Source organism: Paenarthrobacter sp. JL.01a, assembly GCF_025452095.1.
Lineage (GTDB): Bacteria > Actinomycetota > Actinomycetes > Actinomycetales > Micrococcaceae > Arthrobacter.
Map to the genome: position 1 here is coordinate 1,527,737 of NZ_CP104877.1, position 24,877 is coordinate 1,552,613.

The following is a 24,877-nucleotide window of genomic DNA, read 5'->3' on the forward strand; positions in this document are numbered from 1 at the left end:
CTCAGGAGCGATTCAATGTACTCAGCCATCAAAGACCAACTCCAGGGCGAACTCGATGAGATCCGCAGCGCCGGACTCTTCAAGACCGAACGCCACATCGATTCCCCGCAGGCAAGCCACATCGCCGCGGGCCAGCTCGGCCAGCCGGCCCACAAAGTCCTGAACTTCTGCGCCAACAACTACCTTGGCCTGGCCGACCACCCGGAGATCATCGCCGCTGCGAAGTCCGCCATGGACGAGCGCGGTTTCGGCATGGCCTCCGTCCGGTTCATCTGCGGCACCCAGGACCTGCACCTGGAACTTGAGGCCCGTGTTTCGGCCTTCCTAGGTACTGAGGACACAATCCTGTTCTCCAGCTGCTTCGACGCCAACGGCGGGGTGTTCGAGTCCCTCTTCGGCCCGGATGACGCCATCATCTCCGACTCCCTCAACCACGCCTCGATCATCGACGGCATCCGACTGAGCAAGGCCAAGCGCTTCCGCTACGCCAACCAGGACATGGCCGACCTCGAAGCCAAGCTCGTTGAGGCTGCCGGTTCGCGGCGCAAGATCATCGTCACCGACGGCGTCTTCTCCATGGACGGTTTCCTCGCGCCCCTGGAAGCGATCTGCGACCTCGCCGAGAAGCACGACGCCCTGGTCATGGTGGACGACTCCCACGCCGTGGGCTTCATGGGCCCCACGGGTGCCGGAACTCCCGAGCACGCCGGAGTCTCAGACCGGGTGGACATCTACACCGGTACCTTTGGCAAGGCGTTGGGTGGCGCGTCCGGTGGCTATGTTTCCGGCCGCGGAGAGATCGTCGCGATGCTGCGCCAGAAGGCCCGCCCGTACTTGTTCTCCAACTCCCTGGCTCCTGCGATCGTTGCAGCCACCATCAAGGCACTGGAACTGGTGCAGGGATCCGGTGAACTGCGCACCCGCCTGTTCGAGAACGCCGCGCTGTTCCGCCGCCGGATGAGCGAAGAAGGCTTCGAACTGCTCGACGGCGAACACGCCATTATTCCGGTGATGTTCGGTGACGCCGTGGTTGCGGCGAAGGTTGCCGATGAGATGCTCTCCCATGGCGTCTTCGTCACGGCGTTCAGCTACCCTGTGGTGCCCAAGGGTGCCGCGCGCATCCGCGTACAGCTCTCGGCCGCCCACAGCACGGACGACGTCGAAGCGTGCGTACAGGCGTTCGTCAAGAGCCGCGCCGTCGTCGCCTAAGCCTGACGCTCGCTCACGTCCCGCGTGCTTGAGCCGGACGCTCGCTCACGTCCCGCGTGCTTGAGCCGGACGCTCGCTCACTATCTCAGGGATAGTGAGCGAGCGTTTGGGTTTAACGGTTGGGATGTGAGCGAGCGACGCGGGGAAGGGGCTGTTTGGTGAGAGAGCGTCTGGAAGGATGGACCCATGGCTTCGAATTATGACGTAGTAATCGTTGGCGGCGGCATAGCAGGGCTGTCCTTGGCGGCGGCATTGGCCGGCAAATGCACCGTGGCCTTGGTCGAGGCCGAGCAGTCGCTGGCTTTCCATACCTCTTCGAGGTCGGCCCGGCAGCTGATCCCCAGCTATGGACCGCCGGTGGTGCAGGACCTCACCGTGAGGACGCTGGAGTTGCTGGCCGCCCGCGACGCCAAGGCAACGGAACCGATTCTCACCCCGCGCGGCTTCATGCTGGTGGGCGACGAAGAAACTGTCCGGGCTGAAGCCAGCGGAAATATGCACCTCATCAGCCACGCAGAGGCCATGGAGCTCTGCCCCGCCCTCAATCCTGATTCCTTCACGGCGGCCGGTCTGGATAACGGCTCCTTCGGCTGCAATGCTCCGCTTTTGCTGGAGGAACATCGACAGAACGCCGCAGCCGCTGGCGTGGACATCATCACCGGAGCAAAGGTCCACTCCGCACAGCGGTTGGGGGCCGGCTGGCAGGTGGGGGCAGGAACTGAAGGGTTCCAGTCCGGCGTCGTGGTCAATGCGGCAGGTGCCTGGGCGGACGAACTGGCCGTCATCAGCGGCGTGGAGAAGCTTGGGCTCCAGCCCTACCGCCGCACGGCGGCGATCGTCAACGTCGCCAACCCGCTCCCGCGGCAAACCCCCATGGTGTGCGCGGCCGACGATTCCTTCTATTTCCGGCCCGAAGGCAACCAGGTCCTGATCTCGCCGTCGGAACATGTGCCCAGCGGGGCCGAGGACGCCAAGCCCCACCCTGGGGACATCGACGCACTGATCGGAAACCTCAACCACCTCACCACGCTGGGCATCCGCTCCGTGGACCGGGCCTGGACCGGACTGCGGACCGAGGCAGCGGACGGGATCCCCGTGGTGGGATTCGACGCCGAAGCACCCGGCTTCTTCTGGCTGGCCGGACAGGGCGGCTACGGATTCCAGACATCCTCGGCCATTGCGGAGTTGGCGGCGGCCCTCATTCTGGGGACCGTCGATGCCGAGAGTCCGGAATCCCGGACAGCGGAGCAGCTGGCGGCCACCCGCTGGTCCATCCGGCGCTGAACAATAGCCTTATGAGCGGAATCACACCACCCAGCACACTCATCACCAACATCGGCGAGCTGATGACCCAGGACCTGGAGCACCGGGTCCTCAAGGATGCGGCGATCGTCCTTGAGGGCGAGCGTATCTCCTGGATCGGGTCGAGTGCAGAGGCGCCGGCAGCAGACAACCGGGTCGACGCCGAAGGCCGCGCCGTCCTGCCTGGCTGGGTTGATTCGCATTCCCACCTCGTTTTCGCCGGGGATCGCACAGCCGAGTTTGAGGCCCGGATGGCCGGGCAGAGCTACAGTGCCGGTGGCATAGCCGTCACCACCGGAGCAACCAGGAGCGTCAGCGACGACGAGCTGACCCGACTCGTGCGGGACAGGGTGGCCGAAGCGGTTTCGCAGGGAACCACCTACCTCGAGAGCAAGACCGGCTATGGGCTGGATGTGGAGAACGAAGCCCGCAGCGCCCGCATTGCAGCAGCCGAGGTGGACGAGGTCACCTACCTCGGCGCGCACCTGGTCCCCGCAGGCTCCGATCCGGAAGAGTACACAGACCTGGTATGCGGCGCCATGCTCGATGCCGTCCTCCCGCACGTCCGCTGGGCAGATGTCTTCTGTGAGCGCGGTGCATTCACCGAAGACCAGTCCCGTCGGGTCCTGACGGCAGCCCGCGACGCTGGATTGGGCCTGAGGGTCCACGGGAACCAGTTGGGTGAAGGTCCGGGCGTGGCTCTTGCCGTGGAGTTCGCCGCTGCAAGCGTGGATCACGTGAACTACCTTTCGGACAAGGATGTCGCCGCCCTCGCCGCCACGTGGGCCGGCTGGGACCCAGCGACGGGCCAAGGGACCAGGGGCACGGTTGCTACGTGCCTGCCTGCCTGCGACCTTTCCACCCGCCAGCCCCTGGCCCCCGGCCGGGAACTGATCGACGCCGGCGTGCAGATCGCGCTGGCAGCCAATTGCAATCCCGGCACTTCGTACACCAGCTCCATTGCGTTTTGCGTGACCACGGCCGTCCTTCAGATGCACCTGAGCGTGCACGAAGCCGTTCGGGCGGCGACCTACGGCGGCGCCCTGGCGCTGGGCCGTGAGTCCGGGAACGACGTCGACGGCGAACGGGCGGTGGGTTCGCTCGCCGTCGGACATCGCGCCGACCTCCACATGCTGAAGGCGCCGTCGGCCACCCACCTGGCGTACCGCCCCGGGATCCCGTTGACGCATTCCGTCTGGCGGGCGGGCGTGCGCGCGGTCTAGTTAACGCAACGCGGGGTCACTTATGGCCGGAAATCCCTGGTGGGATGGGCCATAAGTGACCCCGCGTTGCTTTTAAGCGCAGGTGAATTTGGCGCCGGCCCAGTCTGCGTGGTCGTTGCCGTTGGAGTCGCCCGCGTCATCTGCCACGAGCTCCACGTACTGGGCGCCGGTGACATCAACGGTGAGCGGCCGGGGAGCGCTGGTGGCTCCCAGTACCGGGGTTGTGAGCTTGGTGGTGCCGTCAGCCACCACGGAGAACTTCACGCTGCCCCGCGTCGGCTGGGCGTCGTCGATTCCAACGGTGGCGTTGAAGGCGGTGCAGCGGCCTCCCAGGAAGTAACGGATGGTGCTGTTGGCATGGGCGCCGAGTCCCTTGGCGAAGACTGTTCCGTTCAGCGTCAGCGGCTTGCCGTCGCCGGCGCCCTGCTCTCCGTTCGACATGTCTTTCTCCACTGGTCCCCAGCCATTCGTTGCGCTTACCCAGGGGTGGTCGCTCGCGTAGACGCTTGCCTGCGGCGGTTTGGGGAGCGTCCGGACAGCGGTGGTGGTGCTGATGGTACGGCTGCCTGCGGGGGCTGTGGTGGTGGTGTACTTTGCCGTCGCCGTGAGCGGGTAATCGCCGTCCGCCGAAGCGGGTGCAGTGACTTTCCAGGTGGTGGCGAGACTTCCACCGGCGGGCAGGGTTGCTGCCGTTGCCGGCGTGGCCGGCGTCGCCGTCCAGCCCTCGGGGAGGGCAAGTTCAACGGACACATCCTTGATGGCCGCCGGTTCGTCGGAGACAAACGTCGTGACCAAGTCCTGCGCCTTGCCCTGCTGGACCACGTCGCCTTGAAGTTCGGCGGAGAGTTGCGCACAGGCCGGGACGGCGTCCGAGGCACCGAGGTCCTCCACCAGGACATTGTCCAGGGTGAAGTCGGAGCCGTTCGCGCTTCCTGTCCGCTGCAGCCCCACGAAATAGTCCCCGCAGAATCCGGTATCGAGGATCTGCTCGAACCTGGCGGTGGTGGTTTTTGCATCAATCGGCTGGCTGCCCGTGACAGCGGGGCCTGCTTGGGAGTCGTAACCGGAAACCCAGGCGTATTGACCGGCTTTCGAGTTCTGGTAATCGAAGGACACCTTGTATTTGTGTCCTGCCAGGAAGGGCACTGTGGCTTCTGTGGTGCGGTACACCATGCCAGGTCCGCCGTCAGGGGCAGTGTTTTCGTCGTGGGCGATCAGGGACCACCTGCCATCCAGGACCTCGTCGATCACATTGGTGTCCCAGCCCTTCTGCGTGAAAGGCTCGTTGCGCTCGGTGATGTGGGTCCGGGGGTCCGTGGAACCACCGGCATTGCCCTTGACGAAGGGTCCCCAGCCTTGGTCGACGTTCTCGAAGTCTTCGCTGAGCACGCCGGTGGTGGGAACGCGGGTGGTCTTCACCGCCCTGAAGTCGTCCACGCGTACGGTGCCTTCGCCGTCGGCGGTTGTGACCGAAACGGTGGCTTTGGTGTTGTTCCGTGGTACGTCCACCAACACGCGAACGCGCTGGAAGGCTGTCCCGTGCTTCTCGTCGCCGGCCACGTAGTTTTCTGCGTTGGACGAATCGACGGTGATGCTTTCGGTCTTGCCGTTGATGTCGACGGACAGGGTAGTGGGCCGGACCTTGCCGGGTTGGATTTCAAGCCACGCACTGACCGATTGGGTTCCGGCGTCGAGTTTTACTTCCTGGCTGATCGACGACGGCGTTGCCGCCATTTCGGCGAAGCGGCGCCCCTTGTCGTCGCGCACTTGGGTGACGTTGCCCGTGGGGTTCCAGGGGGAGAGGTCGCTGCCGTTGAACCCGGGATCGTTGAACGGCGTGCCTTCGCCGAAGAGTGCCTTCTTGGGAAGGGTGTTGCCCTTTGTGGTGAGAACATAGGGCTGGTTCGCCTCGGCGATCACAGTTACCTGGCCGTTGACGACCGGCACATCAGCTACCTTGACGCGCCCATTGTCGGTCAACCTGAACACTTCAAGCGAGGTGGACTTGGCGAACTCTTTGGTGAGCGTCCAGGTGCTGGCGCCTCCTGCAGGGTTGTAGTGGTAGAGCTTGTCGGCCTTGCCGTCTTCTTTTGACGACCATGGCATGAGGTAGGTGCCGCCGGAGAGGACGGTTGCTCCACCTACGGTGATGTTGCGTGCTTCGGCGGTGTTGCCTGTCACCGACACGCCATCGGCAAGGTCGATCCGGTCCGGTGTCCATTTGGTGATCGGGTGGTGCTGCAGGAACTTGGCCGGGAGGTTGGCTGTCCAGACATTCTCGCTGAAGGCGTTGAAGTCGTTCTGCCCAGTCCAGCCCTCGAACTCCACAATGTGGCTGACGCCGAGCTTGGGGTCCGGGTTCCACACATCCGATTGGCTGTTGTTGATGAAGCGCAGGATCTGGGAATTGACGCCCTTGTTGGTGGAGCCGCCGTACTTCTCATCGTTGGCCCAGTGCGACCACGTGTTGTTGCGGGACAGATGGTCGGCCCACTCCGATCCCACACGAAAGCCGTTCTTGACCAGTTCCTGCTGCAGCCGCTCGGCGAGCCAGCCGAATTCGTAGTAGACGTCCACGTAGACGAAGTCCAGGTTCTCGTCCGTGGCTTCGCGGAGTTCTTTGATGCGCTGGGCGAGCTTGCCGGAGTTGATGTCTTGGCGCTGGTTGATGTAGTACGACTGGTCCAGCCAGTTCCAGCCGAGACCCTTGTCGGCCCGCAGCAGGTCTTCGCTGAAGGACTTTGCTTCGGGATAGATCTCCGTGGCGTTGATGTGGACGCCGAAACTGGCGTTCCAGTCCTTGCCCTCCTTCACCAAAGTGTTGAGGTCCTCCAGCCCGCCTGCGCGGGTGTTGAAGTTGTTCCCGTAATCGGTGTTGGCCGAGTCGTGGCCTTCGCTGGTGTAGCCCTTGAGCATGGCCACCTGGCCCAACCCATCCGTTGCGAGGGAGATGCGCTTGACGTCGTCGAGCGTGCGGAGAAACGGGTGGGTTGCCTGTGAGGCAAAGTTGAAGGGGATGTGGGTGATGACGTTGTCCGGGGTCTGTTCGCCCTTGTTGGCGGACACCTGGATGGATCTCATGGCTATCGCTGCGTCCTGCCAGTCCACGCCGCCGTCGGCATTCGCGTCGGCGGTGATGGCAACCCTGGTCCAGGGAAGTTCCTCCGTGGTGGTGGAACCATCGGCCCGGTACAGCCACTGGCCACTGGCAATGCCCATGGAAACCCCGCCCGCGCCGTCGCTGACGGCTTGACGCCAGAAGCGGCCCTTGTCCTTTGTGCCGGGGCCGGAGGAGGTGTCGTAAAGGGCGTTGGATTCGACGGCGGCACCCAACGCAGCGGTGTTGGCCAGCGCGTACGCCGAGCTCCTGGGTGCAGTATCCAGGGGCGTCGCGGCAGTAATTGGCGTGAATTCGTCGCCACTGACGCTGCGGTCAACTGACAGATTGGCCGTGGAGACCTGGGCGCCCGGCTGTACGGAGCCAACAGTGACCAGGTTCAGGCGGGGGAGTTGCAAGGTCTTGACGAGGTGTTCCGCGGAGTCCTTGATCTCCGTGACGTTGAAGGAGACCACATTCTTTGTGACGGACAGCCGGGCCTTGATCACGGCGTTGCCGAAGTCGGGCACGGTGAGGACGTAGTCGCGTGCGTCCTTTCCGTGGGCAGTGGACGATCCCGTGACGACGTACTCCACGCCGTTGAGGGTAACGGTGTTCAACCGGCTCGTGGTGCCGTCGAGGCGGGATGACGAAGCGATGTCGGTGTAGCCAAGGACTTGGGGGAAAGTAGTGGCGACGTCTACGCGGAGGGCGGCGGAGGTGAGAGTGGCAGTGTCGCCGGCGTTGACGACGTCTGTGGGCAGGGACAACGGGACTGCATTGGCGGGTTCGATGGCCAGCAGCCCCAGCGAGGAGGAAGCGACGACGCATGCCATGCTCAGCGAGGCAAGGCGTCCAGGGGATGTAGAGCGGGGCATGATGCTCCTTATTGATTATTTCGATGGAGTAATAATCACTTTCTTGCGGACTTATCCAACACTGCTGCACGAACAAGAAGATGACAAGAGTTGACAGAGACTTAACTTAAAAGCACAGACTGGAACACCGAGGCGCCGCGATCGTTATGCCGCGCTCCCGAAGGTGCCAATGCGCATCTTCTCCAGTAGATGATCCTTGTGAGATTGAAAATGATCGTTTAGTGTTTCTATAGATCAAAAAACGTCATTACATGAGCGGGAGCGAAACACACGATGAGCGAGAACATTCTGGGCGCCTTCATGGAGGAAGAGCTGCTCTCCCAGCCGGTGGTGTGGCAGCGCGCCGTGGAGCAGGCCAACGCCGAACAACTGCTTCCCGCGGATGGAAAGCGCATCGCAGTCATCGGCTGCGGCACGTCCTGGTTCATGGCCCAGAGCTACGCCGCCGCCCGCGAGTCTGCCGGCAAGGGTGTCACCGATGCTTTTGCCGCTTCCGAGGCTTTCCTCAACAGCAACAGCGCCGACCGCCAGTACGACGCCGTTGTGGCCATCACGCGCTCAGGCACCACCACTGAGGTACTTGAGATCCTGGCCGGGTTGAAGGGAATCGTTCCCACGGTCGCCATCATCGGCGACACCAGTTCCCCGATCGTCGGGCTGGCCGACACTGTCATTGGCCTGCAGTACGCGGACGAGCGTTCCGTGGTGCAGACCCGTTTTGCCACAACGGCCTTGGTCTACCTCTTGGCGAGCCTTGGCATCGACGTGCGCCAGGCCATCGAAGACGCCCGTGAAGCCGTGAGCGCCCCGGTGCCGCAGGAACTCCTGGAGGCCGAGCAGTTCACCTTCCTCGGAACAGGATGGACCGTTGGCCTGGCCCATGAAGCCGGATTGAAGATGCGCGAAGCTGTCCAGGGCTGGACCGAGTCATACCCGGCCATGGAGTACCGCCACGGGCCGATTTCCATTGCTGCCCCCGGCCGGGTCACCTGGCTGTTCGGCACCCAGCCCGAGGGCCTGGACCAGGACATGGCGGCCACCGGAGCCCTGTACATCCACACAGACAAGCACCCCCTGGCCGAACTGGCCCGGGTCCATAAGGTGACACTGGAGCGTGCACGGGTCCGCGGTTTGAATCCGGATCTGCCACGCAACCTGACCCGTTCGGTCATTCTCGACGCCTCCGCCTAGGCCCCCGCAATGGTTCTTGGAGCCGCAGAATCACCGGTCCTGTCCTTCGACGTTGGCGGGACGGACATCAAGGCCGGATTGGTCGATGCCAAGGGCGTCGTGCTGGGCATGCGCCGGGTTCCCACGCCCCTGGACCCGGCCCGGCCCGGCGAAGCTGTGCTGGATCGCCTCGTCGAACTGGCCCTGGAGCTGGAAGCCGAATTCCCGGGCACCCCTGCCAAAGCCGCCGGTATCATCGTCCCCGGCATAGTCGACTCGGTGGCAGGGGTGGGCGTCTACTCTGCCAACCTCGGATGGCGGAACTTTCCTTTCACGGCCGAAGCTGAAAAACGGCTCGGCATTCCGGTCGCCTTCGACCACGACGTCCGCTCCGCCGCTGCCGTTGAGCACGCACTTGGTGGCTCGAAAGAGTTCAGCGAAGTGGTGGTCATGGTGGTGGGCACCGGAATCGCGGCCGCAGTCTTCTCCGGTGGCAAGGCCGTGACGGCGGGTGGTTTTGCCGGCGAGCTCGGCCATGCACAGGTTCCGGACCCCGACGCCGTTCCCGGCACCACCGCTGCCACGATCCTGGAAGCTGTCGGTTCGGCCGGCGCAATAGCCAAGCGCTACCAGCGGGCTACAAGCAACCCGGTGCAGGGTGCCCGCGATGTCCTGGCCCGCGCCGATTCCGATGACACAACCGCGCAACGCATCTGGGCGGAAGCGGTTGATGCGCTCGCATTCACCATCTGCCAGTGCGTCAACATCATCGGCACCGAAGCCGTGGTCATCGGCGGCGGACTCGCTGAGTCCGGCGACAAGCTCCTGGAGCCACTGCGGGCACGGGTGGACCAGATCCTCGATTTCCAGCGCCGTCCCCGCCTCATCAGGGCCGAGCTGGGCCAGGATGCGGGCTTGCTCGGTGCCGCGCTGAATGCCCGGGTGCTGTTGGGAGCCGGACGATGAAGCGGGCCGCGGTGAACCGCATCATCACTGTGACGCCCAACCCGGCCATCGACATGACCTACACGGTCCAAGGCATCACGGAGGGTGCAAGCCACCGGGTTCCCACCCCGATCAGCCGCGCCGGCGGCAAGGGGATCAACGTTGCCCGGGTCACGCACCAGCTCGATTACCCCGTCCTGGCCATAGCCCCGACAGGAGGAGCTGCAGGACAGACGCTGGCTGACGAGCTCTGGACCAGCGGCGTCCCGCACCTCCTGGTGGGCGTTGCGGCGGAGACGCGGCGCAGCATCGCCCTGGTGGACACGCTGGCCGGGGAAACCTCCATTTTCAACGAGGAAGGCCAGGCCCTGCTTCCTGATGAATGGCGTTCGCTCAGGACCGCCGTGAGCGAGGCAGTCACCGGCAACCGCAACCTGCCCGCCTCAGTGGTGGTGGGATCGGGAAGTCTGCCCCAGGGCGCACCCGCGGACTTCTACCCGGAGCTCGTACGCATGGCCCACGACGCCGGTGTCCCCGCCATCATCGATACTTCCGGTCCCGGGATCGTCGCTGCCGCCAAAGCGGGGGCCGACATCCTCAAGCCGAACCATCATGAACTGGCTGAAGCGACGGGGGAGTCCAGCCTTGAAGCCGCGGCCCTCTCGCTGATCGACATGGGGGCCCGCACGGTCCTCGTCAGTGCCGGAGCTGACGGCATGCTCGCCTTCGACCACGCAGCCCCGGGCGGATACTGGAGTGCGCGCCTGCCGGAACCGCTCAGCGGCAACCCCACAGGGGCGGGCGACGCCGGTGTGGCGGCTGCCGCCGTCGCACTCGCCGAAGGCATCACCGAACCCCGAGAGATTCTGCGCAGGGCCACCGCCTGGTCCGCTGCTGCCGTGCTCATGCCGGCCGCGGGCGAGATTTCGCCGCGGTACCAGGAGCTCCAGGACCAACTGATCGTTATATGGAAGGAGACCCGGTGACCCTGGTCAATACGCGAGAACTCATGGACAAGGCCGCCGCCGCGGGCATCGGCCAAGGCGCGTTCAACGTCATCCATATCGAAACTGCCGAGGGCCTGGTAGCCGGGGCTGAGGCCGCGGGCGTTCCGCTGATCCTCCAGGTCTCCGAGAACTGCGCGAAGTACCATGGCGGCCTGGAACCGATTGCGTCGGCGGCCCTCGCGATCGCCCGTTCGGCCTCCGTGCCGGTGTCCCTCCACCTGGACCACGCGGAGTCCGAAGACCTGGCGCTCGCCGCTGTGGACCTCGGCTTTGGCTCTGTGATGTACGACGGCGCGCACCTGCCCTACGAGTGGAACGTCGAAGTCACGCGCCGCGTTGCTGCCTACGCCCATGAACGCGGCGTCTACGTCGAAGCCGAACTGGGGAAAGTTGGCGGCAAGGACGGAGCCCATGCACCGGGAGTCCGGACCGACCCGGCTGAGGCAAAGGCATTCGTGGAAGCGACAGGAGTGGACGCACTGGCGGTGGCTGTCGGGTCCTCACACGCCATGACCGAACGCAGCGCCGCGTTGGACCTGCACTTGATCACCCGGCTGAAATCTGCCGTCGGAAAACCACTGGTCCTCCATGGCTCCTCCGGTGTCACAGACGACATGCTCGTAGCTGCTATCGGCGCTGGTATGACTAAGATCAACGTATCCACACATTTGAACGGGTTCTTCACCCGCGCCGTCCGTGAGTACCTCGATGCCAACCCCGCAGTGGTGGACTCCCGGAAGTACATCAAGGCCGGCCGGGAGGCCCTGGTGCTGGAGTCGGCACGTATGCTGACGCTGTTCGCCAAAGCGAAATAGCGTCGAAACCGCGAAAGGCTAGTCATGACCCGCACCGATCGGCTGACCGCCATCCTCGATCTCCTGGCCGAGTCCGGCCATGTGGAAGTAGAGGACATCGTGACGCGTCTTGGCGTGTCACCTGCCACGGCCCGCAGGGATCTGGACAGCCTGGCCAAACAGCGTTTGCTCAGCAGGACCAGGGGCGGCGCCACGACAGGATCGGTGGCCTACGATCTTCCCGGGCGGTACAACCGGGACGACCACGCGGAGGCCAAGCAGGACATCGCCGTGGCGGCGTCGGCGCTCATCCGTCCCGGTGCGGTCATCGGGCTGAGCGGAGGGACCACCAACACGGCTCTCGCCCAGCTGTTGTCCACCCGTGAAGACCTCAACGCGCCCTCGAACAGGCCCACACTGACCGTGGTGACCAACGCGATCAACATTGCGTCCCAACTGGCTGTCCGCCCCAACATCAAGATCATGGTCACCGGCGGCATCCTGAACCCCCGCTCCTACGAACTCGTGGGACCCTACACAGACGTCATCATGCAGAAGGTTGCTTTGGACATCGCCTTCATCGGCGTCAACGGCGTGGATCCGGACCTCGGACCCACCATTACTGATGAAGGCGAAGCCATGGTGAACACGGTCATGGCGCGCAGGGCCACTGAATCCTATGTGGTGGCCGACTCCTCCAAGGTGCGCCGGCGGTCCTTTGCGGCCATGGCAGGATATGACTTCAGGCACCTCATCACCGACTCCGGGATCAGCGCCGACGACAAAGCCGCGTTTGAAGCGAAGGGGACCGAGGTCATTGTCGCTCCGGCGAGCTGAGGGCGGCGCCTAGAACCGCATCCTTGGCGCGTGGAGAACCGAGTCGTCAACATCCCTGGGCACCCACTGGCTGAACGGCAGATCCAGGCTGTACTGGCCGTCGTCGTTCTTGATCAACGTGCGCAACTCCGCGTTCCCGGGGTTGTTCAGCGACTCGAAGTACTCCACTGTCCAATGAAACCAGCGCATGCAGAACAGGCGCATGGTCAGCCCGTGCGTCACCAGCAGCGTGTTGGGGGCGTACGTGGGCTTCTGCCAGTGCCGGTACAGCGTCTCCATGAACGAGGACACCCGGTCGTAGACATCGGAGCCTGACTCGCCCTCACGGAACCGGTAGAAGAAGTGGCCGTAAAGATTCCGCAACTCCTTCTGGTCCTCAATGTCCCCGGCGATCTGGAAGTTGGCCCAGTCCTGTTCGCGAAGCCTCGGTTCTTCGATGACCCGCTCGATCAAGGGCCCCAGGTTGAGGGCTTCGAGGGTCTGGTAGGCGCGCAAGTAGGGGGAGACGTACACGCAGACCTGCTGTCCGTCGAGCTTCCGCCGCAGGTCCTCTCCGGCGATCCTGGCCTGCTCCACGCCCTGCTCCGTCAACGGAATCCGGTAGTCCGGCACGCGGTTGTAAATGGACGTATCTGCGTTCGCGGCTGACTGTCCGTGCCGGATCATGAATATTCTCTCTGGGGCACCCATCCCACCAAGCATAGGGTGGGTACATGTTCCTTGCTTCCCGTCGGCGCCTGCGCGCCGAAGTGCTCATCGTGCTGGGCCTGTCACTGGGCCAATCGGCCGTCTACTCCGTAGTGCAACTGCTTGACAAGTTGAGCCGTGCACCGCTGTCCGAAGCTACCTCGACGTTGAACAGATCGCAGAGCACGCGGGAGTATTTCGATCTCACGTACCAGCTCCTGGACATCTTCTTCGCCTTGGTTCCGGTGGCCCTGGTGTTCTATTTCCTCTCGCTTCACATCCACGCGAACCGGGATGGCGAGGGCGGTTCGGCCTTCACCCGTTTGGGCTTCAACCTGGCCCGGCCCGGAAAGGACCTGCTCCAAGGGCTGGGGCTCGCGGCGTTGATTGGCATCCCTTCCCTTGGCCTCTACGCCGCAGGGCGGGCCCTGGGAATAACCACAGCCATAGTGCCCAGCGGCCTGGACGCCTATTGGTGGACCGTGCCTGTGCTGATCCTCTCCGCGATCCGCCATGCGATGGTGGAGGAAGTGATCGTGGTGGGCTACCTCATGGACCGCTTCGGAAAATTCGGCTGGAGCACTCCGGTCGCGATCCTGGTCAGTGCGGTCCTGCGGGGCAGCTACCACCTGTACCAGGGCTTCGGGCCGTTCGTGGGCAACGTGGTCATGGGGCTGGTCTTCGCCTGGCTCTATACCAAGACCAAGCGGGTGATGCCGCTGGTCATCGCGCATGCCCTGCTGGACATCGTGGCCTTCGTGGGATTCAGCCTTTTTGGCAAGGCCGTTGGACTCGGCTGAGCGGTTAAAAGTATTCGGCCGCCATCGGTGGGTGACGTCATTGGCACCCGCTGATGGCGGCCGAAGCTTTGTCTGGACAACAATGTCCGACGCCGGGATCTCCCCGGATCAAGGGTACGGTCAGATGGTGACGGCTCCGGAGGCGGTTTCGAACGTGACGGCCAGGATGCCCGGCGTGCCATGGGGAGCCATCCACTGGACTGCGACATCCTCCAGCGGCTTCTCCACCGGTTCACCGAGCCATTCGGTGACGCGTTCCGCCGAGCCCGCAATGGTGAGGCTGGACATCTTGACGTCGCTCTCGTAGACCTTGGACGGGTGCAGGGAGGGATCACCTTCCCACTTGAGGAGGTAGGGCACCTGGGGGTCGGCGATCAAGCCGAGGATGCCGATCTGCTGCCACACGAGTTCACGGCCGTCAGGGAACTTGCGGTTGCCGGGAACTGCGGCGCGGCCGAGGCGGTCCTCGAAAGGTGCGAGGTCGTCAACGGCCACGCACCAGCCCATCCAACCGCCGCCGGCTGCTGAACGCGCACGGACCGCTTGGCCAAAGGGTGCTTTGTCGGAAGCGGGGTGGTCAAGGACCTCCACAACTTCCAAGTACTTGTTGTCCGCCAGGGGAATGATCATGTTCCGGGTGCCGAAGCGGGGGTGCACTCCACCCCGGACTGCGTCCACTCCCAGAGCCGCGGAAATTCGTTCGGTAGTGGCCAGAAGGCCATCTCGTTCACAGGCGTAAGAGACGTGATCCATGCGCATGGCTTCATCTTGGCACTTTGTGATCGGTGTCTCAGCTAAGTCAAGCCTAACCAAGGTGGGATCTTACGCCGGGCGTCACGAAAGGCAGCAAAAGACCCTAAAAATTCAGGTGACGTCACAAAGCTGTCCAAGCGCACGGACACTTCCTAGACTGGCCGCAGTTTGCTTCCCACTGATAGTCCGCCGATCACATGCATCACGAAGAGGAGAACTCCATGTCCCAAGGATGGTCTTTCGAAACCCGCCAAATCCACGCAGGCCAAGAGCCGGATGCCGCCACGGGGGCGCGTTCGCTGCCGATCTACCAGACCACGTCCTTCGTCTTCCCGAGTGCCGAGAGCGCCGCCAACCGCTTCGCCCTGGCCGAGCTCGCGCCAATCTACACCCGCATCGGCAACCCTACCCAGGACGCGGTGGAACAGCGGATCGCCAGCCTTGAAGGAGGCCTGGGTGCGCTGCTGCTCAGTTCGGGCCAGGCGGCAGAGACCTTTGCCATCCTGAACATCGCAGAAGCCGGGGACCACATCGTGGCAAGCCCCAGCCTCTACGGCGGCACCTACAACCTGTTTGCCCACACCTTGAAGAAGTTCGGGATTTCGGTGACCTTCGTCGAGGACCCGGACAACCTTCAGCAGTGGCGCGACGCCGTGCAGCCGAACACCAAACTCTTCTTCGGCGAGGTTGTCTCCAATCCCCGCCAGGACGTTCTGGACATTGAAGGCGTTGCCGGGGTGGCCCATGAAGCAGGCCTGCCGCTGATCGTCGACAACACCCTCTCCACCCCGTATCTGATCCGTCCCATCGAGTGGGGCGCGGACATCGTGGTCCACTCGGCCACCAAGTACCTGGGCGGACACGGTTCAGCCATTGCAGGGGTCATAGTCGATTCCGGCAACTTCGACTTCGGCAAGGACCCGGAGCGCTTCCCGGGGTTCAACACGCCGGATCCCAGCTACAACGGACTGGTCTACGCCCGCGACCTTGGCAAGGACGGGGCGCTTGGTGCCAACCTTTCCTACATCCTCAAGGCCCGCGTCCAACTGCTCCGCGACCTCGGATCCGCCGTCGCACCCTTCAATGCCTTCCTCATCGCCCAGGGCCTGGAGACCTTGAGTCTGCGCGTGGAACGGCATGTCTCCAACGCCACCAAAGTGGCGCAATGGCTGGAAGCCCACGACGACGTCGAATCGGTCGCCTACGCCGGCCTGCCGTCCAGCCCTTGGTACGAACGGGGCCAAAAGTACGGTCCCCGGGGCACGGGCGCAATCGTCGCGTTCAACATCAAGGGTGGCGTCGAAGCCGGCAAGCGCTTCGTGGACGGGCTGGAGCTGCACTCCCACGTGGCCAACATCGGCGACGTCCGCTCCCTGGTCATCCACCCGGCGTCGACTACGCACAGCCAGCTGACTCCCGAACAGCAGCTCGTCGCAGGCGTCAATCCGGGCCTGGTCCGCCTGTCCGTCGGCATTGAGCACGTCGACGACATTATCGCCGACCTTGAGGCGGGTTTCCGGGCAGCCAAGGGCGCCTGAGCCCGTGCTCCCAGTAGCGGGCTGATACATCGGGGCTGCCGTCCGGATCGACGATTATTCGCCGGACGGCGGCCCCGGGTGCACTTTGGTGAATCAAAACGGCACCTAACGTCACACTGATGTCACATTCTTCGCCAGAAGGGTGGAGTTTTTCCTAGACTCTACGTATTAGGTCATGAGTGCCAGCAGATAGCCCCGGCTTGCTGGCCGGCAACCCTCCTTCCGCGGTGGGGTGCCCCGGGTGAGGACCTGGCCTGTCCGCACGCAAGGCGACAGGCAAGCGCGAGGTTAGGTATCAAAGGAATGACCATCACTGCTACAGCCCTTCCCAAATCCGGTGAAGCCGACGGAACAGTCAAGTACGCGGGCGTAGGGCCGCTGGCCCTGGAAGCCGGTGGCTATCTTCCCGATGTCGTGCTGGCGTACGAAACGTGGGGACAACTCAACGCGGACCGCTCCAACGCTGTCCTGATCCAGCACGCCCTGACGGGCAGCACCCATGTCGCCCGCGGGGCCACCGATGAGGAAGGGTGGTGGGAGCAGCTCGTTGGGCCCGGTGCCACCATCGACACCAACCGGTACTTCGTCGTTTCCATCAATATCGTGGGTGGCTGCTACGGGAGCACCGGCCCTTCCTCGACCGCCCCCGATGGAAAGCCGTGGGGTTCCCGGTTCCCGCTGGTCACGCTGCGGGACAGCACGGAGGCCGAAGCCCGGCTCGCGGACCTGCTGGGTATTGACGCTTGGCACGCTGTACTGGGCGGCTCCATGGGAGGAGCCAGGGCACTTGAATGGGCCGTCACTTTCCCGGAACGGGTCAACCGTTGTGCGGTCATCTCGGTGGGCGCTTACAGCACGGCCGAACAGATCGCGTTCGCCCAGGCCCAAACCCTGGCCATCCGACAGGACCCGCACTTCAACAACGGGGACTACTACGACGGCCAGGCACCGGAGCATGGACTGGCGCTGGCCCGCAGGATCGCGCACATCACCTACCGTTCCGCCCTGGAACTGGACCTGCGCTTCGGCCGGGAGGCCCAGCACCAGGAGACGCCGCTCGCTGCTGCGGTGCTGGGAGAGCGCGGGCGCTACCAAGTGGAAAGCTACCTTGACCATCAGGGCACGAAGCTTGTCCGCCGCTTCGATGCCAACAGTTACATCGCCATCACCGAAGCCCTGATGTCCCATGACGTCACGCGTGGTCGGGGCACCCTGCAGGAAGCTCTTTCCCGTGCAACCGCCGACTTCTTCGTGGCCGCCGTGAACACGGACCGGCTGTATTTTCCGGCCCAGTCGAAGGAACTTGCGGCGGCTCTTCCGGGCGATGTTCCCGTCCACACCATCGACGCGCCGATCGGCCACGACGGCTTCCTTACCGAAATCGGCCAGCTGTCCGGGCAGCTTAGAGGGGCTTTCTTCTCCTGAGCCTCAACGGCTTCGATGGGTCTGGAAGATCACGTGTGCGGCTGATCAGCCGTTCATGATCTCCTGGCGCTGCTTCATGTAGTCCTCCATGGCGATCTGGCCGTTGGTGAACTTCGCGTCCAGTTCGGCCAGTTTCTTCGCACGGTAGCCTTGGGGCTCCGCCGCTGCGGTGGGGAATGATGCGGGAGATGAAGGGTTCGACGGCGGTGCGGCCTGCGGTGCCTCATCCGCGGGGCGGATGATGGCGGGCCCGGGCTTATACCCAGGGTAGTTCTGTGCGGGGTAATTCTGGCCAGGGTAGCCCTGGGGCGGGTAACCCGGGCCGGGAAGGCTTTGCTGCCGATAATCCGGACCCGGGAAATTCCCGTTCTGCAGGCGACGCGCCTTGGAACGGTTGTACATGCGGATTCCCATGGGAATCAGCCACGAGCAGACGATGATCCAAAAGAACAGATTGTTCACAGTGCATGCCTCCGAAGTCTCAACCCCAGCTTAGACCCGCCGCGTCACAGCTGCTTCACTGTCGCACCAGCTTCGTCTCCATCCCCAGGAACGTGCCGTAGCGCGCTGCCTCCGCTTCCAGTGCGGCCTGTTCTTCCTTCGTGGCCGGCGTATTCATCCGCACGTCCAGCTCGCAGGCGCCGCCAGTGAAGCTGTGCCGCCACCAGCCTGCCAATCTTCCGTCCAGGAGGACCACGTGCATGGGGCCGTTGTCTTCGGGGAAATACGGAGCGGTACCGCCGAGGTAGTGGCGCGACTGTGAGTAGCCCATTACGTACTCGTCGTAGCACTGGATGAGGTCGATGCGGGGCGGTATGGGTTCGTTGGTGCCAGGGAGTGCCCCAAGGGCCTCTGCATGAGCTGAAGGCAGGTAAAAGTCCACGTCGTCTGCGGAAACCGCCGCCAAAGCACCGGGCGCGAGGTCCGAAGCGACGTGGAGGCCCAATTTCACGTCCTTCATGGTCAACCCGGACCAGGCCGAGCAGTCCTTCACTGTGGCAGGCCCCCGACTACTGAAGTACCGCAGGGCCAACTGCCCCAAGGCTTGCTCCCGCTCCGTGCCGGTGAGCGGACCGGCAAACCTCCCGGTCGCGCGTTCTTCGAACAAGGCGTATGTCTGTTTAAGGGCACCGCCCGCCGAACGCACGGGAGCGCCGCTGACCAGGATGCCGCTGATTTCCGCGTGCATGAGGTGGTAGACGAAGCCCAGGCCCTTGCCGGGCAAGCCTGCTTGTCCCAGAACGTCAGCCAACTCTTCGCGGGTCTTGTGCGCGCCGCCCGCTACCGCCGCCGCGAGGATCCTGCCGCTGCGCGCGGCGGTTTCTTCATCCACTCCGGTCCGCCGGTACATTCCTTGGTTGCCCCTATCGAGCCGGTCGCTCGAGAGGCCCATCAGCCAGCCAAGATCGTCCCGGTGAACAAAATGCCACGTGGGCCGCAGGATGTGGGTCCGCAGGATGGTTCCGTCCGCCACGTCCTGCTCAACGATCGCGGCAGTGCTCGCGGGTGTCCGCTGCGCCACAGTCCACCGGGCGTAGGGGAATTCCTGCGCCTGGACGGCAAGGAGGTTGCGCACGGCGTCCCCTGGACTGCCGGCAAGGGGCGGTCTCAACTGCTGGCGCCGCAGACGAAGCTGGCGGATCTGCTCTACCCGTTGCGAAGGATTAGTGGCCACGCAAGCCTGCCGAACCTGTCATTTCCACCCTCGCTGCTCTGTCCCTGCTAGCTGCGCGGCATCAAGGTGCCGCCGGCGCCGAAGACGGGCCCCGCCGTCGGGCGCTTTGGCGTGATGCCGTCGCCGGAGGACTGGTGCCTCAATCGGCGGATGACCCACGGAACAAAGTACTCACGGGCCCAGACGAGATCCGAGGAGCGGGCTTCGCGCCACGTCCGTGGCGGGAGGGGCTTGGGCATCAGGGGCTCCAGGGTGTGCTGGACGTTCAGCGCGTCCAGGACCATCATGGCGATGGTGTGGTGGCCCAGGGGCGAAAAGTGAAGACGGTCCGCGTCCCACATCTGGGGATCGGACAGCTGCCGCAGGGACCACATGTCGGCGATGATGGCGTCGTGGCGGGCAGCGACAGTCCGCAGGTTCTCGTTGTAGATGGCGACCTTGCCCCGGATCCGGCCCAGGACCGAAGACGCCGTGTCGGGGCCGTTGAACAGGACCACGGTGGCACCACCGGAGCTCAGCTCGCCTACAGCGGCGTCGAGCTTTTCGGCCAGGAGGTCCGGATCGCCCCCGGGCCGGATGAGGTCATTGCCGCCGGCTGAAATGGAGATAAGGTCTGGTTGCAGTTCCAGGCACGGGCCCACCTGCTCATCCACGATCTGCTGCAGCAGCCGCCCACGGATCGCCAGGTTTGCGTAGGCGAAATCCTCGTGTCCACGACCCAGCTCTTCGGCCACACGGTCTGCCCAGCCGCGGTTGCCGCCGGGATTTGCAGGTTCGGGATCGCCGATGCCTTCTGTGAACGAATCACCCAGTGCCACGTAACGGCTCCAAGGGTGCGTTTGAACAGGTTCGCCAGGTTCCACTAAATGATTGTTCTCACTCACGCTCATATCCTGCCCCCTGACGCCCGACCTACGCCACCGTAGGTTGTTACTTGGGAGTAACTGCAAGAATGGAGCCATGACTGAAGCCCCCGTTTTTCCCGCCCCCGTAGTCCTCTGGTCCCACGACGAAGCCGAGCGCGCCGGCAAGCCCCTGCTGGTCCTGCTGCACGGCTACGGTTCCAACGAGGAGGACCTCTTCAGCCTGGCAGGGCTCCTCCCGGATGGCTTCGTGGTGGCAGCCCTCCGCGCACCGATGCCCACGGGGCCGGGCTTCACCTGGTTCCCGTTGACGGCATCGATCGATTACTCCCTGGACGCAGTGAAGCTTGCCGCCGAGTACGCCTTGGACTGGCTGGACACGGTCAAGGCCAACCACTCCTCGGTAACGCTGCTTGGATTCTCCATGGGCATGGCGATGGCGACCACGATGCTGCGCTACCGACCCGCGGACTTCGCTGCCGTCGTCGGGCTTTCAGGCTTTGTGGTGGACGCCGGAGCGGACGCGGCCTTCCGCGATGACGAACTGGACGGCTCTGTTCCCATGTTCTGGGGGCGCGACCAGCAGGACCCCGTCATTACGCAGGACAAGATCGAATACACGATGGGCTGGGTCCGGAAGCACGTGGACCTCACCAAGGTGCTCTACACAGGGATGTGGCATGGGATCAACCAGCAGGAAATCGGCCACGTAGGGGAGTTCCTCACCCACAAGGTCCTCAACGGTTGAGTTTTTGTACACATAACGCCCCTAAAAGGGGTTCTTAAGGGCGTTATGTGTACAAAAACTCCGGAGGGTTAGGCGGTGGTGATCCGGACCGTCTGTCCGTTGACGGTCACGGTATCGCCGGCATGGAGCTGGCGGCCGCGTCGCTCGTCGATTTCTCCGTTGACCTTGACCAGGCCGTTCTTGATGAGCTCCGCGGCCTCCACGCCGTCCTCCACCAGGTTGGCGAGCTTCAACAGCTGGCCCAGGCGGATCATGTCGTCGCGGATGGGAATCTCTTCGATTTCGGGGTTGCTCATACAGCAATGATGCCTGAAGTAGTGTGGTGACGGTGCCGCAGCCTTCGTCCCGTCCCGCCCTTCCTTTGGCCGTCGGCCTCATCCTCGCACTTGTCACCGGCTTGGTGCTCCCGATTCAGGGACGCATCAACGGGGCACTGAGCGCTGTCCTGAACGACGGCATTGCCGCTTCCGTAGTGAGCTTCACCACGGGCCTGGCAGTGATTGCCGTGATTTCCCTGAGCACACCAAAGGGCAGGACCGGGCTGCGGAGCATCGTACCCGCCGTCCGCAGCCGCAGCTTCCCGCCCTTCTACGTGATGGCCGGTGGCGTCGGAGCTTTCTTCGTTTTCGCACAGTCCTACACCGTGGGCCTTCTGGGCGTGGCCGTGTTCACGGTTGCCTCGGTGACCGGCCAGACCCTCAGCGGTCTGTTGGTGGATCGGCTCGGCATTGCCCCGGGCGGCAAACGCTCCATCACGGGACTGCGGGTGTTGGGCAGTGTCCTCACTGTCGCGGCGGTCGCGTGGGCGGTGTCGCCGCATTTCGGCGTCTCCACCGACGTCGGAATGATGGTGTTGCCGATCTTGCTGCCGCTTTTGGCGGGTTTCCTGATGAGCTTTCAGCAAGCCATGAATGGTACGGCCACCGTGCACTACGGCACGCCCCTGGCCACGACGGTGGTCAATTTCCTGGCAGGATCGGTGGTGTTGTGGATCGCCTGGCTGATCAAGGCGTCGCTCGTGGGAACCGGCAATCCGTTGCCCGCACAGTTGTGGTACTACCTTGGCGGCCCACTGGGCTGCGTTGCGATCGGCCTGGCGGCCCTGCTGGTCCGCAGCCTCGGCGTTCTTATCACCGGCTTGGGCATGATTGCCGGGCAACTGCTGGGGTCGCTGATGCTCGACGTCGTGATCCCCACTTCCGGTACGGTGGTCGCCTTGCCCACGGTGCTGGGCACCCTGCTGACCCTTGCCGCGATCATCGTTGCCACTTTGCCGTGGCCCAAGGGAGCATTCGCACGGAGAGGTGCGGCGAAAGGCCGGTAGGGTAGGAGTCAGCAAATTTTCCCCAAACACCCCGCCGGGCGACCTTGTCCGGAACCGGGGCCAACCACCCGCGGACCGCACCCAGCGGCCCTGTAGAACAAATGGAGTTACCCATGGCAGCAAAATCCGTCCTTGACCAGGTCATTTCCCTCTCCAAACGAAGGGGCTTTGTCTTCCAGGCCGGTGAAATCTATGGTGGCTCCCGCTCTGCATGGGATTACGGTCCCCTCGGTGCGGAACTGAAGGAAAACATCAAGCGCCAGTGGTGGCAGAGCATGGTCCGCGGCCGCGAAGACGTCGTTGGCCTTGACTCCTCGGTGATCCTTCCCCGCCAGGTATGGGAAGCTTCCGGCCACGTCGAGGTTTTCTCGGACCCCCTGGTTGAGTGCCTTTCCTGCCACAAGCGCTACCGCGCGGACCACCTTGAAGAAGAATACGAGGAAAAGAAGGGCCGCCCTCCCGAGAATGGCCTGGCTGACATTGTTTGCGCCAACTGCGGCACCCGCGGACAGTGGACCGAACCCCAGGAATTCTCGGGCCTCCTGAAGACCTTCCTCGGCCCTGTAGCCAGCGAAGAAGGCCTGCACTACTTGCGTCCGGAAACGGCACAGGGCATCTTCGTCAACTTCAACAACGTGCTCACCACTTCGCGGAAGAAGCCGCCGTTCGGCATCGGCCAGATCGGCAAGTCCTTCCGTAACGAAATCACGCCCGGTAACTTCATTTTCCGCACCCGTGAGTTCGAACAGATGGAGATGGAGTTCTTCGTCGAGCCAGGCACGGACGAAGAATGGCACCAGTACTGGATGAAGGAGCGCATGTCCTGGTACCGGGACCTGGGCATCCGCGAAGAGAACCTCCGCTTCTTCGAGCACCCGCTTGAGAAGCTCAGCCACTACTCCAAGGGCACCACGGACATCGAGTACCGCTTCGGGTTCCAGGGCTCCGAGTGGGGCGAGCTCGAAGGCATCGCCAACCGTACGGACTTCGACCTCTCCACGCACGCCAAGGCTTCCGGCACGGACCTTAGTTACTTCAACCAGGCCACCAACGAGCGCTACACGCCGTACGTGATCGAACCCGCCGCCGGCCTGACCCGGTCCTTCATGGCGTTCCTGATCGACGCGTACACCGAGGACGAGGCACCCAACGCCAAGGGCGGCGTCGACGTCCGAACCGTACTCAAGCTCGACCCGCGACTGGCCCCGGTCAAGGCCGCAGTCCTGCCGCTGAGCCGCAACGAGGACCTCTCGCCGAAGGCCAAGGCGCTGGGCGCCCAGCTGCGCAAGAACTGGAACATCGACTTTGACGACGCCGGTGCCATCGGCCGCCGCTACCGTCGCCAGGACGAAATCGGCACCCCGTTCTGCATCACCGTGGATTTCGACACCCTCGAAGACCAGGCCGTGACCATCCGCGAGCGCGACACCATGAGCCAGGAACGCGTGTCCCTGGACAAGGTCGAAGGCTACCTGGCCGCACGCTTGATCGGCGCCTAGCCGTGGCATTGGAATACCGCGAATGGAAGGAAGGCGACGACCTCGCCCTCCTGGAGATCTGGGGTGGTCCTGAGACCCTCCCGGCCGAGCAGTTCCGTGCTGCCCTCGCGCCCTCGAGCAACCAGCCCTGGCGGCGGTGCATCGTGGCCGAAGACGTGGTGGACGGCGTGCGGATTCCTGTTGCGGCGGGTGTGGTCCACGAGGCCTCGCTTCACCCGGAACGGCTGTGGGCCTACATCGAGGTTGCCAAGGACCACCGCCGCGAAGGTGTCGGTGCAACCTTGCTGACCATGCTTCGCGCCGAAGCCGGCAACGCGCCGTCGGGCGTTTCGAAGCTGCGCAGCAAGGTAGAGCCGGACACTGCCGGTGCGGCGTTCGCCGCCGCTGCCGGTCTTGCACCGATCCAGCGCTCCCAGCTGGTGGTCGTGGACCCGGAGCCGCTCCCGCTTCCGCGGTTCGGCGATGGCTCCGAGGAAGCCGCGTCCGAGCGCGTGGAGGACCTGGCAACGGGTTCGGTTGAGTTGAGCGAGGCGGTGGGCAAGTACTACACCCACGTCCACCACTGGGACAGTCCGGGGGAGCTCAGCGTCGCCACTGTCCAGCGCCTGTTCCTGCATGACCTGACCGGCGCCCATGGTGCCATTGTGCTGCGTGCGCCCAAGGCCAGTGCCTTTGGCCAGGGTGTTCCGGCCAGCCGCAAGGGAAAGATCCAGGCGTTCGCCATCAGCTACGCGCAAGGTGACTCCGAGGAGCCATCGGACGTCTTTCTGGGCCACGACCCCAGCCTGTCGGCCGAGGAAGCCGCTTTTGCCGTTCGCGACCTGTTGGCGCTCATTGCCTACCAGCACCCCGTGCTGCTGGAAGTTGACGAGTCCATGACAGCCCTGCGAACAGTCCTTGAGCCCTTGCTGGAGTCCGGCAAAGCCCATGTCCGGGGCGCGGACACGTTGATTGTGAGCGACTGACCGGTTCCCCACCACAGTCATCGAGCACTGCTGATCCTGTCCGGCCCATCGTTCATGGGACGGGCAGGATTTGCTGTTTCCGGGTCCTTGCCAAAGGTTCTTGACGTGGCCAGGGCTCAGGAGTAGTCCTATCGAAGT

22 protein-coding genes and 1 riboswitch are annotated in these 24,877 nt (G+C 64.0%); of the genes, 15 read left to right on the plus strand and 7 right to left on the minus strand.

From position 1 onward, the window contains the following. Nucleotides 1-15 precede the first annotated feature (15 nt). The 3 genes from N5P29_RS07255 to hutI all read left to right on the plus strand — a co-directional run bounded on the left by N5P29_RS07255 (nucleotide 16) and on the right by hutI (nucleotide 3,734). The gene (locus N5P29_RS07255) at nucleotides 16-1,209 is read left to right on the plus strand and encodes a glycine C-acetyltransferase (RefSeq protein ID WP_262277943.1); all 1,194 of its coding nucleotides are present in this window, start codon (nucleotides 16-18) and stop codon (nucleotides 1,207-1,209) included. Nucleotides 1,210-1,395: 186 nt separating this feature from the next. Continuing rightward, a complete protein-coding gene (locus N5P29_RS07260) occupies nucleotides 1,396-2,493 on the plus strand; it encodes an NAD(P)/FAD-dependent oxidoreductase (RefSeq protein ID WP_262277944.1) in 1,098 nt (365 codons plus the stop codon). 11 nt (nucleotides 2,494-2,504) lie between these two features. Next, entirely contained in the window at nucleotides 2,505-3,734 is a 1,230-nt protein-coding gene (gene hutI, locus N5P29_RS07265; protein WP_262277945.1) for an imidazolonepropionase, read from the plus strand. A 72-nt stretch (nucleotides 3,735-3,806) separates the two neighbouring features. Here hutI and N5P29_RS07270 read toward each other — a convergent pair whose 3' ends face one another. After that, entirely contained in the window at nucleotides 3,807-7,709 is a 3,903-nt protein-coding gene (locus tag N5P29_RS07270) for an endo-alpha-N-acetylgalactosaminidase family protein (RefSeq protein WP_262277946.1), read from the minus strand. A 273-nt stretch (nucleotides 7,710-7,982) separates the two neighbouring features. Between N5P29_RS07270 and N5P29_RS07275 the strand changes: the two genes are divergently transcribed. The 5 genes from N5P29_RS07275 to N5P29_RS07295 are packed head-to-tail and all read left to right on the plus strand — an operon-like array spanning nucleotide 7,983 to nucleotide 12,462. Continuing rightward, complete coding sequence (locus N5P29_RS07275; protein WP_262277947.1) at nucleotides 7,983-8,900, plus strand: SIS domain-containing protein; 918 nt, start codon at nucleotides 7,983-7,985, stop codon at nucleotides 8,898-8,900. Between the two features lie 9 nt (nucleotides 8,901-8,909). Further along, nucleotides 8,910-9,845 (plus strand): ROK family protein, encoded by a 936-nt coding sequence (locus tag N5P29_RS07280; protein WP_262277948.1) that lies wholly within the window; start codon nucleotides 8,910-8,912, stop codon nucleotides 9,843-9,845. Next, the gene (locus N5P29_RS07285; RefSeq protein ID WP_262277949.1) at nucleotides 9,842-10,810 is read left to right on the plus strand and encodes a 1-phosphofructokinase family hexose kinase; all 969 of its coding nucleotides are present in this window, start codon (nucleotides 9,842-9,844) and stop codon (nucleotides 10,808-10,810) included. Before N5P29_RS07280 ends, N5P29_RS07285 begins: the two co-directional genes overlap by 4 nt. Continuing rightward, nucleotides 10,792-11,646 (plus strand): class II fructose-bisphosphate aldolase, encoded by an 855-nt coding sequence (locus N5P29_RS07290; RefSeq protein ID WP_262277950.1) that lies wholly within the window; start codon nucleotides 10,792-10,794, stop codon nucleotides 11,644-11,646. The genes N5P29_RS07285 and N5P29_RS07290 overlap by 19 nt, the downstream gene beginning before the upstream one ends. Before the next feature lie 24 nt (nucleotides 11,647-11,670). Next, nucleotides 11,671-12,462 (plus strand): DeoR/GlpR family DNA-binding transcription regulator, encoded by a 792-nt coding sequence (locus N5P29_RS07295; RefSeq protein ID WP_262277951.1) that lies wholly within the window; start codon nucleotides 11,671-11,673, stop codon nucleotides 12,460-12,462. A gap of 9 nt (nucleotides 12,463-12,471) precedes the next feature. On the opposite strand, the gene N5P29_RS07300 is transcribed toward N5P29_RS07295, so the two are convergent. After that, nucleotides 12,472-13,128: a histidine phosphatase family protein gene (locus tag N5P29_RS07300; RefSeq protein WP_262277952.1), complete on the minus strand. Its 657-nt coding sequence runs from the start codon at nucleotides 13,126-13,128 to the stop codon at nucleotides 12,472-12,474. Between the two features lie 47 nt (nucleotides 13,129-13,175). Here N5P29_RS07300 and N5P29_RS07305 point away from each other — a divergent pair, with 47 nt between their 5' ends. Beyond that, on the plus strand, nucleotides 13,176-13,949 hold the full coding sequence (locus N5P29_RS07305; RefSeq protein WP_262277953.1) for a CPBP family intramembrane glutamic endopeptidase: 774 nt from the start codon (nucleotides 13,176-13,178) through the stop codon (nucleotides 13,947-13,949). Between the two features lie 120 nt (nucleotides 13,950-14,069). Here N5P29_RS07305 and N5P29_RS07310 read toward each other — a convergent pair whose 3' ends face one another. Continuing rightward, a complete protein-coding gene (locus tag N5P29_RS07310; protein ID WP_144652092.1) occupies nucleotides 14,070-14,708 on the minus strand; it encodes a VOC family protein in 639 nt (212 codons plus the stop codon). Nucleotides 14,709-14,923: 215 nt separating this feature from the next. On the opposite strand from N5P29_RS07310, the gene N5P29_RS07315 reads away from it, so the two are divergent. Continuing rightward, complete coding sequence (locus N5P29_RS07315) at nucleotides 14,924-16,240, plus strand: bifunctional o-acetylhomoserine/o-acetylserine sulfhydrylase (RefSeq protein ID WP_262278530.1); 1,317 nt, start codon at nucleotides 14,924-14,926, stop codon at nucleotides 16,238-16,240. 171 nt (nucleotides 16,241-16,411) lie between these two features. Then, nucleotides 16,412-16,529: riboswitch (SAM riboswitch) on the plus strand. Between the two features lie 14 nt (nucleotides 16,530-16,543). Continuing rightward, the gene (locus N5P29_RS07320; RefSeq protein ID WP_262277954.1) at nucleotides 16,544-17,665 is read left to right on the plus strand and encodes a homoserine O-acetyltransferase MetX; all 1,122 of its coding nucleotides are present in this window, start codon (nucleotides 16,544-16,546) and stop codon (nucleotides 17,663-17,665) included. Between the two features lie 45 nt (nucleotides 17,666-17,710). Here the strand turns inward: N5P29_RS07320 and N5P29_RS07325 are convergent, their stop codons facing one another. From N5P29_RS07325 to N5P29_RS07335, 3 genes are all read right to left on the minus strand, one after another. Next, on the minus strand, nucleotides 17,711-18,127 hold the full coding sequence (locus N5P29_RS07325) for a hypothetical protein (protein ID WP_262277955.1): 417 nt from the start codon (nucleotides 18,125-18,127) through the stop codon (nucleotides 17,711-17,713). Between the two features lie 55 nt (nucleotides 18,128-18,182). After that, nucleotides 18,183-19,241 (minus strand): winged helix DNA-binding domain-containing protein, encoded by a 1,059-nt coding sequence (locus N5P29_RS07330; protein ID WP_262277956.1) that lies wholly within the window; start codon nucleotides 19,239-19,241, stop codon nucleotides 18,183-18,185. A 146-nt stretch (nucleotides 19,242-19,387) separates the two neighbouring features. Further along, on the minus strand, nucleotides 19,388-20,230 hold the full coding sequence (locus N5P29_RS07335) for an SGNH/GDSL hydrolase family protein (RefSeq protein ID WP_262277957.1): 843 nt from the start codon (nucleotides 20,228-20,230) through the stop codon (nucleotides 19,388-19,390). A gap of 70 nt (nucleotides 20,231-20,300) precedes the next feature. On the opposite strand from N5P29_RS07335, the gene N5P29_RS07340 reads away from it, so the two are divergent. Beyond that, nucleotides 20,301-20,951, plus strand: coding sequence for an alpha/beta hydrolase (locus N5P29_RS07340; protein ID WP_262277958.1), 651 nt, complete (start codon nucleotides 20,301-20,303; stop codon nucleotides 20,949-20,951). 68 nt (nucleotides 20,952-21,019) lie between these two features. Here the strand turns inward: N5P29_RS07340 and N5P29_RS07345 are convergent, their stop codons facing one another. After that, complete coding sequence (locus N5P29_RS07345; protein ID WP_262277959.1) at nucleotides 21,020-21,247, minus strand: RNA-binding S4 domain-containing protein; 228 nt, start codon at nucleotides 21,245-21,247, stop codon at nucleotides 21,020-21,022. A 23-nt stretch (nucleotides 21,248-21,270) separates the two neighbouring features. Between N5P29_RS07345 and N5P29_RS07350 the strand changes: the two genes are divergently transcribed. The 3 genes from N5P29_RS07350 (at nucleotide 21,271) to N5P29_RS07360 (ending at nucleotide 24,739) form a co-directional block, all read left to right on the plus strand. Further along, nucleotides 21,271-22,275 carry a DMT family transporter gene (locus tag N5P29_RS07350; protein ID WP_262277960.1) on the plus strand — a complete coding sequence of 335 codons (1,005 nt, stop codon included), beginning with the start codon at nucleotides 21,271-21,273 and terminating at the stop codon, nucleotides 22,273-22,275. 113 nt (nucleotides 22,276-22,388) lie between these two features. Next, entirely contained in the window at nucleotides 22,389-23,774 is a 1,386-nt protein-coding gene (locus tag N5P29_RS07355) for a glycine--tRNA ligase (RefSeq protein ID WP_262277961.1), read from the plus strand. Between the two features lie 2 nt (nucleotides 23,775-23,776). Continuing rightward, nucleotides 23,777-24,739: a GNAT family N-acetyltransferase gene (locus N5P29_RS07360; protein ID WP_262277962.1), complete on the plus strand. Its 963-nt coding sequence runs from the start codon at nucleotides 23,777-23,779 to the stop codon at nucleotides 24,737-24,739. The last annotated feature ends 138 nt before the right edge of the window (nucleotides 24,740-24,877 follow it).

Coding starts and splice junctions, on each gene's coding strand:
- N5P29_RS07255 (WP_262277943.1), top strand. CDS start 16: ATGTACTCAGCCATCAAAGACCAACTCCAGGGCGAACTCGATGAGATC.
- N5P29_RS07260 (WP_262277944.1), top strand. CDS start 1,396: ATGGCTTCGAATTATGACGTAGTAATCGTTGGCGGCGGCATAGCAGGG.
- hutI (WP_262277945.1), top strand. CDS start 2,505: ATGAGCGGAATCACACCACCCAGCACACTCATCACCAACATCGGCGAG.
- N5P29_RS07270 (WP_262277946.1), bottom strand. CDS start 7,709: ATGCCCCGCTCTACATCCCCTGGACGCCTTGCCTCGCTGAGCATGGCA.
- N5P29_RS07275 (WP_262277947.1), top strand. CDS start 7,983: ATGAGCGAGAACATTCTGGGCGCCTTCATGGAGGAAGAGCTGCTCTCC.
- N5P29_RS07280 (WP_262277948.1), top strand. CDS start 8,910: ATGGTTCTTGGAGCCGCAGAATCACCGGTCCTGTCCTTCGACGTTGGC.
- N5P29_RS07285 (WP_262277949.1), top strand. CDS start 9,842: ATGAAGCGGGCCGCGGTGAACCGCATCATCACTGTGACGCCCAACCCG.
- N5P29_RS07290 (WP_262277950.1), top strand. CDS start 10,792: ATGGAAGGAGACCCGGTGACCCTGGTCAATACGCGAGAACTCATGGAC.
- N5P29_RS07295 (WP_262277951.1), top strand. CDS start 11,671: ATGACCCGCACCGATCGGCTGACCGCCATCCTCGATCTCCTGGCCGAG.
- N5P29_RS07300 (WP_262277952.1), bottom strand. CDS start 13,128: ATGATCCGGCACGGACAGTCAGCCGCGAACGCAGATACGTCCATTTAC.
- N5P29_RS07305 (WP_262277953.1), top strand. CDS start 13,176: ATGTTCCTTGCTTCCCGTCGGCGCCTGCGCGCCGAAGTGCTCATCGTG.
- N5P29_RS07310 (WP_144652092.1), bottom strand. CDS start 14,708: ATGCGCATGGATCACGTCTCTTACGCCTGTGAACGAGATGGCCTTCTG.
- N5P29_RS07315 (WP_262278530.1), top strand. CDS start 14,924: ATGTCCCAAGGATGGTCTTTCGAAACCCGCCAAATCCACGCAGGCCAA.
- N5P29_RS07320 (WP_262277954.1), top strand. CDS start 16,544: ATGACCATCACTGCTACAGCCCTTCCCAAATCCGGTGAAGCCGACGGA.
- N5P29_RS07335 (WP_262277957.1), bottom strand. CDS start 20,230: ATGAGCGTGAGTGAGAACAATCATTTAGTGGAACCTGGCGAACCTGTT.
- N5P29_RS07340 (WP_262277958.1), top strand. CDS start 20,301: ATGACTGAAGCCCCCGTTTTTCCCGCCCCCGTAGTCCTCTGGTCCCAC.
- N5P29_RS07345 (WP_262277959.1), bottom strand. CDS start 21,247: ATGAGCAACCCCGAAATCGAAGAGATTCCCATCCGCGACGACATGATC.
- N5P29_RS07355 (WP_262277961.1), top strand. CDS start 22,389: ATGGCAGCAAAATCCGTCCTTGACCAGGTCATTTCCCTCTCCAAACGA.